This is a genomic window from Limnochorda sp. L945t (genome assembly GCF_035593305.1).
GTDB classification, from domain to species: domain Bacteria; phylum Bacillota; class Limnochordia; order Limnochordales; family Geochordaceae; genus Carboxydichorda; species Carboxydichorda subterranea.
The window spans coordinates 697,736-713,429 of sequence record NZ_CP141615.1; the positions used below are offsets into that span (position 1 = coordinate 697,736).

Here is a 15,694-nt window from a genome sequence, read left to right on the forward strand (position 1 = left end):
CTTCCAACAGCCTGCGCCGAGGACGGGAGGCTGCGGTGTTGAAGGCCGTCGTCATGGCAGGCGGTCAGGGCAGCCGCCTGCGCCCGCTGACCTGCGACCGGCCCAAGCCCATGGTGCCGGTGCTCAACCAGCCCATCATGGCCCATATCGTGCGGTTGCTGCAGCAAAGCGGCGTCGGGGAGATCGTGACGACGCTGCACCCCATGCCCGAACAGGTCGCCGACCACTTCGGCCGCGGCGAGACCTGGGGTGTCACCATGCACCACCTGGTGGAAGACCGGCCGATGGGCACCGCCGGGAGCGTGGCTCGGGCCCGGGCGCTGCTCGACGGCACGGTGGTCATCATCAGCGGCGACGCCCTGACCGACCTCGACGTGGCGCCGGTGGTGGAGTTCCACCGCCGCCGGGGGGCGGCCGCCACGCTCGTGCTCAAGGCGGTGGAGGACCCTTCCGAGTACGGCATGGTCATCACGGCCGAGGACGGGCGGGTGCTGCGTTTCCTCGAAAAGCCGGCCCGGGGCCAGGTCTTCTCCGATCAGGTCAACACGGGCATCTACGTGCTCGAGGCGGACGTGCTCTCCCGGGTGCCCCCGGATCGGCCGTTCGACTTCAGCAAGGATCTCTTCCCGCTCCTGCTCGCCTCCGGGCAACCCCTCTACGGCTACCTCACCGGGGCGTACTGGTCCGACGTCGGCAACCCGGAACAGTACCGCCAGGCCCACCTCGACGCGCTGCGAGGGCAGGTGCAGCTGCCCGCCGCGGCGGAGTGGCTCGGCTACGAGGTCGAGCCGGGCGTCTGGGTCGGCGAGCAGGCCCGGGTGGCGCCGGGCGCCCGGCTGGCGGCGCCCTGCGTCGTGGGCCCCGGTTGCGACGTGGAGGACGGGGCCGAGGTGGGGCCGTTTGCGTCGCTCGGGCCGGGGTGCTGGGTCGGGCGGGGGGCCAGCATCCGGCACAGCGTGCTCTGGAAAGGCTGCCGGGTCGGGCCCGGCGCCGAGGTGCGGGGCGCGGTGCTGGCCGACGGCGTGGTGATCGGGCGGCGGGCCCGGATCTTCGAGGGGGCGGTGGTCGGGCACGGCGCCCATGTCGGCGAGTCGGCCGTGGTGTCGACCGGAGTGCGGCTGTGGCCGGACAAGCAGGTCCCACCCCACCGCCACGTGAGCCGCTCCGTCGTCTGGGCAGGCACGGTCTCCCGGGCCGTGGTCGGCGTGCGGGGCGTCGAGGGCCTGCCCGGCGTCGAACTCACGCCCGAGATGGCGGCGGGGGTCGCGGGGGCGTTTGCGAGCTTGCTTGCGGCGGAGAGCACGGTGGCGGTGGCGGACGCCGGCGGGCGCGCCGCCCGGGCCCTGGCGGCGGCGGCTGCGGCCGGGGCGGCGTCGGCAGGTGCCCGGGTGGTCTGGCTCGGGCCGGCCGCTTCGCCCGAGGTGCGGGCGCTGCTGGCGGGCGGCGAGGACGAGGGGCCCGGCGGCATGCAGCTCGCCGGAGCCCTGTACGTGGACCAGGACGACGGCGAGGCGGGCGAAGCGCCTGCGCGGCTTCGGATGTGGGACGCCTCCGGCCGCGACCCGGCGCCCGAGCGGGCGAGGGCCGTGGACCAGGCCTTCCGGCGGGACGAGTGGCGCCGGGTCGGGCCGGAGGCGATGGGGCCCATCGGCCCGTACGAAGGCTTGCGGCGGCGGGCCCGGGAGCGATACGTGGAGTCGGTCGCCAAACGGGTCAGGGAGCTGCTGTTGGCCCTGGACGAGGCCGGCCGGTCCGCGGATGGCGCCGACGCCGAGCCCCCCTTGGTGGGGGTGGCCGGGCCCTCGTCCCCCGGGCGAGACCTCCTGGTAGCAGCGCTGCAAGCCTGCGGCATGGAGCCGGTGGCAGTCCCGGTGCCGGGCGGCGGGCGCAAGGGGACACCGGGCGTCGTGGCGATAGCCCGGGTGAGCCCGTCGGGGGAGCGCGTGGAGCTCTGGGAGCACGACGGCCGGCCCGTGGCCGAATCCGTCGTACACGCGCTCTGGGCGCTGTGGCCGGGCGGGCCCGTCGTGGCACTCCCGGTCGAGGCCAGCGACGTGGCCGAAACCGTGGCGAGGGCGTGGGGACGCCGGGTGGAACGCATCTCGCCGTACGCAGGCCACCCGAGCGACGGCGCCGGCCTCACCGCTGCCGACGGCGTCGCCACGGCGTGCCTGGCCTGCGCCCTGGCCGCCCGGTTGGGCCGCATCGAGCACGTGCTCCTCGACGGCCGTCCTGCCCCCAGCCGGCTCGAGCTGGCGGTGCCCGTGGCGTGGAACGAGATCGGCCAGGTGATGCGGCGCCTGGCAGAGCAGTTGGGAGCCACGGCCGAACCGCCCGTCGACGGGCTGAAAGTGCGTCACCCCCGCGGGTGGGCGCTCGTCCGCCCCGACGCCCTGCAGCCCCTGGTACGCCTGCAGGTCGAGGCGGCCACGCTCGACGACGCCCGGGACCTCCTCGAGCAGTACGCCGCCTACGTGCGCACCGCCTCGTCCCCTGCTCCGTGACCCGAGGCGCTCTCCCGAGGCGCTCAAGCCCATGCCTGCCGCTGCCGTGCCCGGATGCCCCGCGCCTAAATAGCCGCCGGGCGCCGGCCGAATCCTGGAACGTGGTAGGAACCTCGAACCCGTTCGAAGAAAGGCGGCCGGGGACCATGGGGGAGGATGGAGGGCCCGGGAGAGCGTTGCCACGGCGGTCTCGGTGGTCTTCTTGCAAGCTGTTGCTCGCGCTCGCGGGCGCGGCGCTGCCCGCTCTCCTCCACCTCGGCGTTCTGGCGGCGCCTGTCCCCGCCTCGGCGCGGGGCTGGGAGCGCCTGGGCACGCAGGTGGCGCCGGCGCCGGCGGTATTGCAGCTGGCGGCGGCGGATCTCGACGGCGACGGGCGCGCCGAGCTCGTGATGGTCGGCCGCGACTACGAGCGCCAGGAGGCCCGCCTGTACGTCCTCGCGTGGCCGGGCGCCCTCCCCGAAGGCGCGGCCCGCGACGGGCCGGGAGAAAGCAGGCAGCTTTTCCATGTGGCCGCGGCGAGCCCGCCGTTCGCCCACCCCCTGAGCCACGTCACGCTGGCGGTGGGGCCGTTTACCCGCCCGCAAGGGCCCGAGATCCTGGTGGCCACCAACAGCCATCTCGTCGTGTGGCACTGGACCGGCGGCAAGCTGGAGCGCGCCTGGGAGGGCAACTACTCCGCCCGCGTGCAGGACCTGGCCCCGGTCGAGCTGCCCGGCGAGCCGGCCGCCCTCGCCCTGGTCTACGTGGAGACCAGGCCGGCGTGGCACTACCTGCTCCGGGTGTGGCACTGGAACGGCAACGCCATGGAGCCGGTCGCCGGCCCCTTCCCCATCGGGCCCGTGCGGGCCATGAGCTCGGGGGACCTGGGCGGGGACGGCGAGAGCGAGGTCGTGGTCGAGACCGGGGAGGGCAACAAGGGGGGCCGGATCGAAGTCTGGCGGTGGACGGGTAGCGCCTTCGTCCAGGCGGGCTCCGCAGCCCTGCGCGACGCTCCGGCTTTCGGCCTGGAGGCCGGGCGGGTGCCGGAGGCGGACCCGAGCAAGGACCTCCTGCTCGTGGCGGACGACAAAGGGCGGACGGCGCTGTACGAATGGACCTCCAAGGGGTTCAGCCGGGTGGGGGGCGTCGTCACGCTGGGATGGAGCCTCGGCGCGGCGACGCTCGGCGACCTGGACGGGGACGGCCGGACCGAGGCGGTGGTCGCCGAATACCCCAATCTGCTGCACGTGTTGCGGTGGGTCCCCTGAGCGTGGCGGCACGAGGGCGCGCCTGAGGAAGACGAGCCGGGTGGGGTCACCACGGCGGTGAAGGAGCGGTAGAGCGTGGCGCAGCGGGAGCGGGCTCCTGAACGGACGACGGTGATCGAGGGCGGAACCCTCATCCATCCTCTGCGGCCGGCCGTGCCCGACGGGGCGGTGGTCATCCGGGGCGACACCATCGTGTACGCCGGGCCCATGGCCGAACTCGACGCGGCGGTGCCGCCGGACGCCACGAGGGTGGACGCTTCGGGGGGGTACGTGGTGCCCGGGTGGGTCGACGTCCACGTTCACGGGGGCGGCGGAGCCGACACCATGGACGCTTCTCCCGAGGGCTTGCGGCGGATGACCCTGGCCCACGCGGCGGCGGGGACGACGGCGCTGCTTTGCACGACGGTGACGGCGTCGCTCGAGCAGACGGTCGAGGCCGAGCGGGCCGTGGCCGAGGCGTACCGGATGCAGCGGCGCTGGTGGAAGCAGGCGCCCGGATCGCAGGTGACCGGCCCGGGCGATCCCGAGGCCTGGGGAGCCCGCATCGCCGGGATCCACCTGGAGGGGCCCTACCTCAACCCCGAACGCAAAGGCGCCCAAAACCCGGCCTACATGCGGGACCCGGATCTGGCCGAGCTCCAACGGATGCTCGACGCGTCGAAGGCCGCGGACGGCGAGGTCCTGCTCCGCCTGGTGACGATGGCGCCCGAACGAGCCGGCAGCGAGGCGGCCATCCGGTGGCTGGCCGCACACGGCGTCCAGGTGGCGGTGGGCCACTCGGCCGCCGAGGGCGAGGTGCTGGAGCGGGCCATCGAGGCAGGCGCCGGCCAGGTGACCCACCTCTTCAACGGCATGGCGCCTTTCCACCACCGGACGCCGGGGCTGGCCGGTGCGGCGCTGGCGGACGAACGGCTGGTCGCCCAGCTCATCGCCGACGGCGTGCACGTGCACCCGGTAGCGCTCAAGGTCGCGTACCGGGCCCGAGGAGCTCGCGGCATCGCGCTCATCACGGATGCCCTGGCGCCCATGGGCCTGGGGGAGGGGCGCTTCCGGCTCGGCGACTTCGAGGTCGTGGTCAAGGACGGCGCTTGCCGCCTGCCGGACGGGACGCTGGCGGGGAGCATCCTGGGGTTGGGCCAGGCCGTCCAGCACATGGTGCGGTGGGCGGGGGCGACGCTGGCCGACGCGGTGGCGATGGCGAGCTGGACGCCCGCCCTGTCCGTGGGGCTCGGCGGGGAGCTGGGGAGCCTGCGGCCGGGCGCCCGGGGGGACGTGGCGGTGCTCGATGCCGGCTCCCTCGAGGTGCGCACCACCATCGTGGCCGGCCACGTGGTCTACCAGCGCGAAGTTGCCCGCGCCTCCCCGTGAGGCTTGCCCCCGAGGGCCGGCCCGCCCCCTGAACGGGCCCGTTGCGGCTCTGGTAAGATAGAGGGGCCGCAACAGGCGGCTCGAAGGAAGGCTTCCGGTGGAAGCAGCCATGCAAACGCAGGTGCCCCGGGAGGAGCAACCGGCCACCCGCCCGGTCTTCGTCATCGTGACGGGGCTGTCGGGAGCGGGGAAGACCGAGGCGATGCGGGCCCTCGAGGATCTCGGCTTCTTCTGCGTCGACAACCTCCCGCCGGCCCTCATCCCGACCTTCGCGGAGCTGTGCCAGCAGTCGGGCCGCATCGAAAAGGCGGCACTGGTGAGCGACGCCCGGGGTGGGGAGTTCTTCGACGATCTGTTCGAGGCCCTCAAGAGCCTGGAGCGCCGCAGGATCTGGTATCGCATCCTGTTCCTCGAGGCGTCCGACGAGGTGCTGGTGCGCCGCTTCAAGGAGACACGGCGCCGCCACCCCCTCGCCCCGGAGGGCAGCGTGCTGGACGGGATCCGGGCCGAGCGCCAGCGCCTGGAGCCGCTGCGGGGGCGCTCGGACATCATCATCGACACGTCGTCCCTGACCCCGCGGCAGCTGCGGGAGCAGATCGGCAACCAGGCCCGGGCCCTGGCGCCGACCCGGGGCCTGGCGGTGACGGTGGTATCGTTCGGTTACGCCCGGGGCATCCCCATCGACGCCGACCTGATCTTCGACGTGCGGTTCCTGCCCAACCCGCACTACGTGCCGGCGCTGCAGCCGCTCACGGGCAACGACCCGCGGGTGGAGGAGTACGTCTTCGGGTGGCCGGTGGCGCAGGAGTTCATGGAGCGGCTCGGGCGGTTCGTCGACTTCCTGCTGCCGCAGTTCGTCAACGAGGGCAAGAGCCATCTGCTCATCGGCATCGGGTGCACCGGGGGGCGCCACCGCTCCGTGGCCGTCGCCAACCGGCTCGCCCGGCACCTCAGGGCGGCGGGCTACGAGGCGGTCGCCAAGCATCGGGACGTCGACCGGCCGGGCACGGACCCGGATCCCGGGGTCGAGACGCCGTGAACGGGCGCTGGCAGGAGGCCTGGCGCTGGGTACTGCCCGGCACGGGCCTCAAGCGCTGGGGCGCCCTGGTGCTGGCCGGGACGCTGATGGCTGCCGCAGGCGGAGCGGCGTACGGGCGAGGCGTCGGGGGCGAGGCCGGGCTCCTGGCGGTGCTCGGGGGCGCCGTGGTGGCGCTCGTGGCGCTGCGGGAGACGGTGATGGCCGTGGCCGGTACGCTTGCGCCCGAGCGCACGCGGTTTCTGGCCGACGTGATGCGCCAGCGGCGGGAGCGGGAGCGGGGCCCCCGGGCCGTGGTGCTGGGCGGCGGTACGGGTCTTGCGACGCTGCTGCGGGGTCTCAAGTTGTACAGCGACCGCCTGACGGCCGTGGTCACGGTGGCCGACGACGGCGGGAGCTCGGGGCGGCTGCGCCAGGAGATGGGCATCCTGCCGCCGGGCGACATCCGCAACACGCTGGTGGCGATGGCGGATACGGAGCCGCTCCTGGAGCGGCTGTTCCAGTACCGGTTCACCCGCGGGGAGGGGCTGTCGGGGCACAGCTTCGGCAACCTGTTCATCGCGGCCATGTCCGACATCACCGGCGACTTTCAGGAGGCCATCCGGCAGTTCAGCCGGGTCCTGGCCGTGAGGGGCCAGGTGTTGCCGTCGACCCTGCAGGCGGTGCGGCTGCGAGCGGTTTACTCCGACGGGTCGTCGGTGGTGGGGGAGAGCGAGATTCCCAAGGCGAGGCGGCCCATCCGGCGGGTGTACCTGGTGCCGCCCAACGTGAAAGCCGTGCCCGAGGCGATCGAGGCCATCGAGGCGGCCGACATCGTGGTGCTCGGCCCGGGGAGCCTTTACACGAGCGTCATCCCCAACCTGCTGGTCGAGGACGTGGCGGCGGCCCTGCGGCGCACTTCGGCGCTGCGGCTGTACGTCTGCAACGTGATGACCCAGCCGGGGGAGACGGACGGGTACCGGGCCTCGGACCACGTGCGGGCCATCTTGCAGCACGTGCCGGGCCCGCGGGTCGTCGACTGCGTGCTGGTCAACACCGGCGAGGTGCCGGCCCACCTGCTGGAGCGCTACCTGGCCGAGGGGGCGCGGCCCGTCGAGGCGGACGTGGCGGAGATGCAGGGGATGGGGCTCGTGGTGGTGAGCGGCCCGCTCATCTCGCTCACCCAGGTGGTGCGCCACGACCCGGTGCGCCTCGCTGAGGCGGTGGCGGCCCTGGCCGGCCTGGGGCGGCAGGTGGGAGAGCCGGGCGAGCACCTGACCGTCGAGGAGGTGCTGGCGAGGGGCCAGCAAAGAGGCCGGACGGGGCTGCGCCGCCACGTGCTGCTGGTGTGAGGGCAGGCCTGCGGCCCGGAGCTTTGACGCGCAGGGGAGAAGGATCGAGCGGAAGCGTGACGAAAGCGGAGGTCCGGGCATAGAGGGAGGAGAGGGGGAGCGCGTGTCGCCGCTACCGCCGGTTCTGGTGCAACTGCGCGCGGTTTTTGTTTGTCCCGGTCGGGACGTTTTCGGTCCCCCGCTGGCGGGTTTTGTCCCTTTTCCCCCGGTGCGGCCTCCGGGGCGGGAAGGCGCATGAGATGACACCGAGCCTTTCGTTGATGCTCAAGGTGGCGCCGGAGCTCTCCGAGGTCATCGAGCGGCGCTACATCGTGCTGCGCAACGTAGCCTTCTTGCAGCCCGTGGGCCGGCGGGGGCTGGCGGCCCGGCTGCGCTGGCCGGAGCGCATGGTGCGCAACGAGGTCGATTTCCTGCGTTACCACGGTTTCCTCGACCTGGCTCCCGACGGTATGCGGGTGAGCGCGGAAGGGCAGCAGCTGCTCAACGAGCTCAAGGATCTGGTGAGGGAGCTGCGGGGCCTCTTCGACGTGGAGCAGCGCCTGGCCAGGCGGCTCGGCCTGCAGCGGGTGATCGTGGTACCCGGGGATGCCGACGTCGACGAGACTGCCAAGAAGGAGATCGCCCGGGCCACGGCGCGCTTCCTCAAGGAGGTCTTGCGGGAGGGCCAGGTGCTGGCGGTCACCGGAGGGACGACCCTGGCGGAGGTGGCGCGCAGCCTCCCCGAGGAGTCGGTGCCGCTGGGCATCACGGTGATACCGGGCCGGGGCGGGCTCGGCGAGGACGTGGAGCTCCAGGCCAACACCGTGGCGGCCGAGATCGCCCGCCGGCTGCGGGCCAACTACCGGCTGCTGCACGTACCGGACGACCTTCCCGACGAGGCGGTCAACTCCGTCGTCTCCCAACCCCAGGTGAGGGAGCTCCTGGCACTGATCCGCCGGGCCGACATCGTGCTGCACGGCGTCGGCACGGCGGAGGAGATGGCGCGGCGCCGGCGGCTCGGCGCGGCCGACGTGGAGAAGCTGCGGCGGCTGGGCGCGGTAGGCGAAGCCTTTGGGTATTACTTTGATCGGCAGGGGCGTCCCGTCTACCAGACGGGGACGTTCGGGCTGCGCCTGGAGGACCTGGCGGGCTGCGGCCAGGTCGTCATCGTCGGCGGTGGTCGCAGCAAAGCGGAGGCGGCGCTGGCGGTGATCTCCACCCGCTACCAGGACGTGCTGATCACCGACGAGGGAGCGGCGCTGCGGATGCTGGAGCTGCTGGAGGTCGGGCAGGACGTCTCGCAGACGTCCTTGCCTGCGGCGGCAGACGGAGCCTGGGGGGTCAAGACGGGCTGACGCTCGAGCGGCGGCCCACGGGTGCCGGGGGGCACGTGGAGCGCGCGGCAGCACGGAAGGAAGGAGCTGGCACAGATGGCCATACGCGTCGGTGTCAACGGATTCGGCCGCATCGGCCGGCAGATCGTGAGGGCAGCGTACAAGGATCCCGACCTCGAGATCGTAGCGGTCAACGACATCACCGATGCCCCGACCCTCGCCCACCTGTTCAAGTACGACTCGGTGCACGGCGTCTTCCCGGGCGACGTCAAGGTCCAGGGCGACACGCTGGTGATCGACGGGCGGCCCATCAAGGTGCTCGCGGTCAAGAGCCCGGCGGAGCTCCCGTGGAAGGATCTCGGCGTCGAGTACGTCTTCGAGTCGACGGGGCTGTTTCGCGACCGGGAGAAGGTCTCGGCCCACCTCAAGGCGGGCGCCCGCAAGGTCGTCATCACCGCGCCGGCCAAGGGCGAGGACATCACGGTCGTGATGGGCGTCAACCACGAGAAGTACGACCCGGCGTCGCACACCATCGTCTCCAACGCCTCCTGCACCACCAACTGCCTGGCGCCCGTGGCCAAGGTGGTCGACGAGGCGTTCCGGATCGTGCGGGGTACCATGACGACGGTGCACAGCTACACCAACGACCAGCGGGTGCTCGACCTGCCTCACAAGGACCTGCGCCGCGCCCGCGCGGCGGCGCTCAACATCATCCCGACGACGACCGGGGCGGCGCAGGCGGTCGGCCTGGTGCTGCCGCACCTGAAGGGCAAGCTCGACGGGTACTCCCTGCGGGTGCCCACGCCCGACGTCTCCATCCTCGACCTGGTGGCGGTGGTAGAGCGCCCCGCCACGGTCGAGTCGGTCAACGCCGCGCTCAAACGGGCGGCCGAGGGCCCGCTCAAGGGCATCCTGCGCTACAGCGAGGAGCCGCTGGTCTCGAGCGACCTCATCGGCGACTCGCACTCGGCCATCGTGGACGGCGAGCTCACCATGGTCATCGAGGGCACCTTCCTCAAGGTCGTCGCCTGGTACGACAACGAGTGGGCGTACTCGGTCCGCTGCGTCGATCTCATCAAGTACATGGCCAGGCGGGACGGGCGCCTCTGATCGAGGCGCCCTTTCCTTGTTTCGCCCCATGGAAAGAGGTGGCTTCACGATGGCCGCGCCCTGGAACAAGAAAACCGTCGAGGACGTCGACGTCGCCAACCGCCGGGTACTCGTGCGGGTAGACTTCAACGTGCCGATGGACGAGCAGGGGCGGATCACCGACGACAAGCGGATCCGGGCCAGCCTGCCCACCATCCGGTACCTCGTCGACCACAAGGCCAGGGTCGTGCTGATGTCCCACCTGGGCCGGCCCAAGGGCAAGCCGGATCCGAAGTACAGCTTGAAGCCCGTCGCCGCCCGCCTCCAACAGCTCCTCGCCACCCGGGTGGCGATGCTGCCCGACTGCGTCGGCGACGCGGTCGAACAGGCCGTGGCCGGGCTGCAGCCCGGCGAGGTGGCGCTGCTCGAGAACCTGCGCTTCCACCCCGAGGAGGAGAAAAACGACCCCGCCTTCGCCGCGCGCCTCGCCCGCCTCGGCGACGTCTACGTCGACGACGCGTTCGGTTCGGCGCACCGGGCGCACGCCTCGACCGAAGGGGTGGCCCACCACCTGCCGGCCGTGGCGGGCTACTTGATGGCCAGGGAGATCTCCATCATGGGCAGGGCGCTGGCCCATCCGGATCGGCCGTTCGTGGCCATCCTGGGCGGCGCCAAGGTGTCGGACAAGATCGGCGTCATCCGCAACCTGCTCACCAAGGTGGACCGGCTCCTCATTGGCGGGGGTATGGCCTATACCTTCCTCAAGGCGCAGGGATACGGTATCGGCGACTCCTTGCTCGACGCCGAGCACGTCGACCTGGCCCGGGAGCTCATGGAGGACGCCCGGCGCCGGGGCGTGCGGCTCGAGCTGCCGGTAGACGTCGTGGTGGCGAAGGAGTTCAAGGCTGACAGCCCCTACCAGGTGGTGCCGGCGTCGGCCATTCCCGACGGCTGGCAGGGGCTCGACATCGGGCCCGAGACCCGCAAGAGGTTCGCCGAGGCCGTCCGCGACGCCGGATGCGTCGTCTGGAACGGCCCCCTGGGCGTCTTCGAGATGCCGGCGTTTGCCGAGGGAAGCCGGGCGGTCGCCCGGGCGCTGGCGGACAGCCACGCGGTGACCATCATCGGCGGCGGGGACACCGCGGCGGCGGTGGAGCAGTTCGGGCTGGCCGACCGCATGACCCACGTCTCCACGGGCGGCGGCGCCTCGCTCGAGTTCCTGGAGGGACGGGAGCTCCCCGGAGTCGCCATCCTGCAAGACCGCGAATAGGAGCGACGCGCTCGCATGGCCACCCATCGCACCCGCCTGATGGCGGGCAACTGGAAGATGAACAAGGTGCCCTCCGAGGCCCGGGCCTTCACCCGGCAGCTGCTCGGCCGGCTCGAGGCGGCCGGGCGGCCCGAGGGCGTGGAAGTGTTGCTGTGCCCCCCGTTTCCGGCGCTCACGGCGGTGCACGAGGAGATCGTCGCCTCGGGCGCCGGGGATTGGGTACAGCTCGGGGCGCAAAACCTGTACTTCGAGACGCACGGGGCCTTCACCGGGGAGGTGGCGGGCCCCATGCTGGCCGACGCGGGGTGCCGGTACGTCATCGTGGGACACTCCGAGCGCCGCCACCTCTTCGGAGAATCGGACGAGACGGTGGCGCGTAAAGTGAAGGCGGCCTTCAGCGCCGGGCTCGTCCCCATCCTGTGCGTGGGCGAGACGATCGACCAGCGCCGCCAGGGCCAGACCGAGGCCGTGATCCGGCGCCAGCTGGAGGTCGCCCTCGAGGGGCTGGACGAGGCGGCGGTGGCCGGGATGGTCATCGCCTACGAGCCCGTCTGGGCCATCGGCACCGGAGAGAACGCCACGCCCGAGGAGGCCCATCGGGTCATCCAGCAGGTGATCCGGCAGCGGGTGCGCGAGCTGACGGGCCAGGCGGCGGCCGAGCGCGTGCGCATCCAGTACGGGGGCAGCGTCAATGCGACCAACATCGCCGACTTCATGGCGCTCGACGGCATCGACGGGGCGCTGGTAGGCGGCGCCAGCCTCAAGGTGGACAGCTTCACCGCCATCGTGGCGGCAGGGAGGCGCAAAGCGGCGTGACGACCATCGACGAGATCGTGGCCCGAGAGGTGCTGGACTCCCGGGGCAATCCCACCCTGGAAGTGGAAGTGGTGCTGGCCGGCGGAGCCGTCGGGCGGGCGGCGGTGCCGTCGGGCGCTTCGACGGGCAAGTTCGAGGCGGTGGAGCTGCGCGACCCCGAGCAGCGCCGCTACTTCGGCAAGGGCGTGCTGCGGGCCGTCGACAATGTACACGACATCATCGCCCCGGAACTGCTCCACCTGGACGCGACCGACCAGGCCGCGATCGACGCCCGCCTCGTGGAACTCGACGGGACGCCCAACAAGTCGAAGCTCGGCGCCAACGCCATCCTCGGCGTGTCGCTGGCCTGTGCGAAGGCGGCGGCCCAGGCGTCGGGCCTGCCCCTGTACCGCTACGTCGGAGGCGTGCAGGCCCGGGTGCTGCCGGTGCCCCTCATGAACGTGCTCAACGGCGGCAAGCACGCGGACAACAACCTGGACGTGCAGGAGTTCATGATCGCGCCGGTGGGCGCCACCTCCTTCCGGGAGGCGCTGCGCATCGGCGTGGAGGTGTACCAGCGGCTCAAGGAAGTGCTCAAAAAGCGCGGGCTGTCCACGTCGGTCGGCGACGAGGGCGGGTTTGCGCCGCGCCTCGAGACCAACCGGCAGGCCCTCGACCTGCTCATGGAGGCGATCGAGGCGGCCGGGTACCGTCCGGGCGAGGACGTGGTGCTGGCGCTCGATGTGGCGGCCTCCGAGTTGTGGCACGACGGCGTCTACCGTTTCGCGGGCGAGGGTAGCGAGCGGGATCTGGAGCGGATGATCGCGTACTACCGGGAGCTGGTGGAGGCGTACCCCATCTACTCCATCGAGGATCCGCTGGACCAGGAGGACTGGAGCGGCTGGCAGGCCATCACCCAGGCCCTGGGCGGCCGGATCCAGCTCGTCGGGGACGACCTGTTCGTCACCAACACGGAACGGCTGAAGCGGGGCCTTCAGGAGCGGGCCGCCAACGCCATCCTGATCAAGGTCAACCAGATCGGCACCCTCACCGAGACCCTGGAGGCCGTGGAGATGGCCCACCGGGCCGGGTGGCGGGCGATCATCTCCCACCGGTCGGGGGAGACGGAGGACACGACGATCGCGGATCTGGCGGTGGCGACCAACTCCGGGCTCATCAAGACGGGGGCGCCTGCCCGGACGGAGCGGGTGGCCAAGTACAACCAGCTCCTGCGCATCGAGGAAGAGCTCCAGGAGGCGGCCGTCTTCCGGGGCAAGCAGGCCTTCCTGCACGTGCGGTGAGACCTGGTTCGTTGTGGTACAATGGCGCTGTCCGCGCTCACGAGACGGAGGCGAGGGGTCTTTCGTGCGAACCTTCCTTTTCGTGCTGCAGCTGATCGTGGCCGTCGCCCTCACCGCGGTGGTCATCCTGCAGCCCAGCAAAGGCGAGGGGCTCGGCTCCATCGGCGGCGGCGCCCAGATGTTCTTCCGTAAAGCGAAAGGGTGGGAGCTGATTCTGGAACGGGCCACCGCCGTTCTCGCGGTGCTGTTCATGGGGCTGTCGGTGGCTCTGGCAGCGATCCACTGACCGGGGCGGCGGCCGGGCTCCGATCCCCGGCCGCCTCTGACGAGGGAGGTCGGCCCGCCGCAATGGAGTCGCTCTCGTGGGCACCCGTCGGCGCGATGGGTGCCGGCGGTCTCGCGTTGGTTTTCGCAGCCTACTTCTTCGCCCGGGTGCGGTCCCACGAGCCCGGGACGGCACGGATGCAGGAGATCGCCGGTGCCATTCAGGAAGGCGCCATGGCCTTCCTGGGGCGAGAGTACCGGACGCTGGTGGCTTTCGTGGTGATCATGGCCACGGTCATCCTCGTCGGCGGCATCCTGACCCCGGCCGAGAGCCTGCAGCCGCTGACCGCCGTGGCGTTTCTGGCGGGAGCCACCGCCAGCGCGACGGCCGGCTACATCGGCATGCGCTCGGCAACCCGGGCCAACGTGCGCACGGCCCACGCCGCGACCAACGGGCTCAACCGGGCGCTCGACGTCGCGTTCTCCGGAGGCGCGGTGATGGGGCTCACCGTGGTGGGGCTCGGTCTGCTGGGGCTGGGGCTCGTGACGGCCATCTTCGCCGATCCCCGTGACCCGATCACGTTCAACATCGTCAACGGGTTCGGTTTCGGCGCGAGCTCCATCGCCCTGTTCGCCCGTGTCGGAGGCGGGATCTACACCAAGGCCGCCGACGTGGGGGCCGACCTGGTGGGCAAGGTGGAGGCCGGGATCCCGGAGGACGACCCCCGCAACCCCGCGGTCATCGCCGACAACGTGGGGGACAACGTGGGGGACGTGGCCGGGATGGGCGCCGACCTCTTCGAGTCGTACGTCGCTTCCGTCATCGCCGCGATGGCCATCGGCGCAAGCCTGGCGCAGGGAGCGGAGGAGCGCCTGGGGTTCATCGCGCTGCCGCTGTTGCTGGCGGCCCTCGGCATCGTGGCTTCCATCGTCGCGGCGTTCATGGTGCGCACCGGCGAGCAGGGCAACCCCCGCGTGGCCTTGCGGAACGGCACGTGGATCGCGGCGGGCCTGGTGGCGGCGGGTTCGTACTTCGTGATCGCCTCGCTCTTGCCCGAGACGCCGGACATGACGCCGTTCGGGCTGTGGATGGCGACGCTGTCGGGCCTGGTGGTGGGCATCGCCATCGGGGTGATCACGGAGTATTACACGTCGGCCGACTACCGGCCGGTCCGGGACATCGCCGAGGCGTCGGTGACGGGTACGGCCACCAACATCATCTCGGGCCTGGCCAACGGGATGATCAGCACCGCCTGGCCGATCCTCCTCATCGCCCTCGGCACGTGGGTTGCTTACCGCTACGCCGGGCTCTACGGCATCGCGATGTCGGCGGTCGGGATGCTGGCGACCACCGGCATGACCGTCTCGGTGGACGCTTACGGGCCGGTGGCCGACAACGCCGGGGGCATCGCGGAGATGGCCCACCTGGATCCGAAGGTGCGGCGCGTGACGGACACCCTCGACTCGGTCGGCAACACGACGGCGGCCGTGGCGAAGGGCTTCGCCATCGGGTCGGCGGCGCTGACGGCGCTGGCGCTCTTCTCGGCGTACAAGACGGCGGCGCACATCGACGTCATCGACGTGACCGACGCCCGCGTGATCGCGGGGCTGTTGGTCGGGGGCATGATTCCCTTCCTGTTCGCCGCGCTGGCCATGCGCGCCGTGGGGCGGGCCGCCTTCCAGATGATCCAGGAGGTGCGCCGCCAGTTCCGGGAGATCCCGGGCATCATGGAGGGCAAGGCCCGGCCGGAGTACGCCCGGTGCGTGAGCATCAGCACGGGGGCCGCGCTCAAGGAGATGATCGTGCCCGGCTCCATGGCGGTCATCGTGCCCCTCGCCACCGGGATCGTGCTGGGCAAGGAGGCGCTGGGAGGACTGCTCGCCGGCTCGACGGTGACGGGCGTGCTGCTCGCGGTCATGATGGCCAATGCGGGCGGCGCGTGGGACAACGCCAAGAAGTTCATCGAGGGCGGCGAGTACGGTGGGAAGGGTTCGGACGCCCACAGGGCGGCCGTGGTGGGCGACACGGTGGGCGATCCGTTCAAGGACACGGCCGGCCCGTCCATGAACATCCTCATCAAGCTGATGGCCATCGTCTCCCTGGTCTTCGCGCCGATCTTCGGCGCAGGGCTGCTCTGAAAGCGCCGGGAAGCGCCGGGGACCGGGCGAGAGCGCA

12 protein-coding genes are annotated in these 15,694 nt (G+C 71.8%); all 12 read left to right on the forward strand.

All coding sequences use genetic code 11. The annotated features are described in order from the left end of the window. Window positions 1–38: 38 nt before the first annotated feature. The 12 genes from U7230_RS03185 to U7230_RS03240 all read left to right on the forward strand — a co-directional run bounded on the left by U7230_RS03185 (window position 39) and on the right by U7230_RS03240 (window position 15,657). A complete protein-coding gene (locus U7230_RS03185) occupies window positions 39–2,504 on the forward strand; it encodes a sugar phosphate nucleotidyltransferase (protein ID WP_324717298.1) in 2,466 nt (821 codons plus the stop codon). A 176-nt stretch (window positions 2,505–2,680) separates the two neighbouring features. Beyond that, window positions 2,681–3,751, forward strand: coding sequence for an FG-GAP repeat domain-containing protein (locus U7230_RS03190; RefSeq protein WP_324717299.1), 1,071 nt, complete (start codon window positions 2,681–2,683; stop codon window positions 3,749–3,751). Window positions 3,752–3,826: 75 nt separating this feature from the next. Continuing rightward, window positions 3,827–5,119: an N-acetylglucosamine-6-phosphate deacetylase gene (gene nagA / locus U7230_RS03195; protein WP_324717300.1), complete on the forward strand. Its 1,293-nt coding sequence runs from the start codon at window positions 3,827–3,829 to the stop codon at window positions 5,117–5,119. A gap of 109 nt (window positions 5,120–5,228) precedes the next feature. Next, window positions 5,229–6,158 (forward strand): RNase adapter RapZ, encoded by a 930-nt coding sequence (gene rapZ, locus U7230_RS03200; RefSeq protein WP_324717301.1) that lies wholly within the window; start codon window positions 5,229–5,231, stop codon window positions 6,156–6,158. Next, a complete protein-coding gene (locus U7230_RS03205) occupies window positions 6,155–7,486 on the forward strand; it encodes a gluconeogenesis factor YvcK family protein (RefSeq protein WP_324717302.1) in 1,332 nt (443 codons plus the stop codon). Before rapZ ends, U7230_RS03205 begins: the two co-directional genes overlap by 4 nt. Window positions 7,487–7,725: 239 nt before the next feature. Then, entirely contained in the window at window positions 7,726–8,820 is a 1,095-nt protein-coding gene (locus tag U7230_RS03210) for a sugar-binding transcriptional regulator (RefSeq protein ID WP_324717303.1), read from the forward strand. A 75-nt stretch (window positions 8,821–8,895) separates the two neighbouring features. Then, a complete protein-coding gene (gene gap / locus U7230_RS03215) occupies window positions 8,896–9,909 on the forward strand; it encodes a type I glyceraldehyde-3-phosphate dehydrogenase (protein ID WP_324717304.1) in 1,014 nt (337 codons plus the stop codon). 49 nt (window positions 9,910–9,958) lie between these two features. After that, window positions 9,959–11,158, forward strand: a complete 1,200-nt coding sequence (locus tag U7230_RS03220) for a phosphoglycerate kinase (protein ID WP_324717305.1) — start codon at window positions 9,959–9,961, stop codon at window positions 11,156–11,158. Window positions 11,159–11,173: 15 nt separating this feature from the next. Beyond that, window positions 11,174–11,974, forward strand: coding sequence for a triose-phosphate isomerase (tpiA, locus tag U7230_RS03225; RefSeq protein ID WP_324717306.1), 801 nt, complete (start codon window positions 11,174–11,176; stop codon window positions 11,972–11,974). After that, complete coding sequence (gene eno, locus U7230_RS03230) at window positions 11,971–13,254, forward strand: phosphopyruvate hydratase (protein WP_324717307.1); 1,284 nt, start codon at window positions 11,971–11,973, stop codon at window positions 13,252–13,254. The genes tpiA and eno overlap by 4 nt, the downstream gene beginning before the upstream one ends. A 64-nt stretch (window positions 13,255–13,318) precedes the next feature. Beyond that, window positions 13,319–13,540 (forward strand): preprotein translocase subunit SecG, encoded by a 222-nt coding sequence (gene secG, locus U7230_RS03235; RefSeq protein ID WP_324717308.1) that lies wholly within the window; start codon window positions 13,319–13,321, stop codon window positions 13,538–13,540. Between the two features lie 62 nt (window positions 13,541–13,602). Continuing rightward, complete coding sequence (locus tag U7230_RS03240; RefSeq protein ID WP_324717309.1) at window positions 13,603–15,657, forward strand: sodium-translocating pyrophosphatase; 2,055 nt, start codon at window positions 13,603–13,605, stop codon at window positions 15,655–15,657. Window positions 15,658–15,694 lie beyond the last annotated feature (37 nt).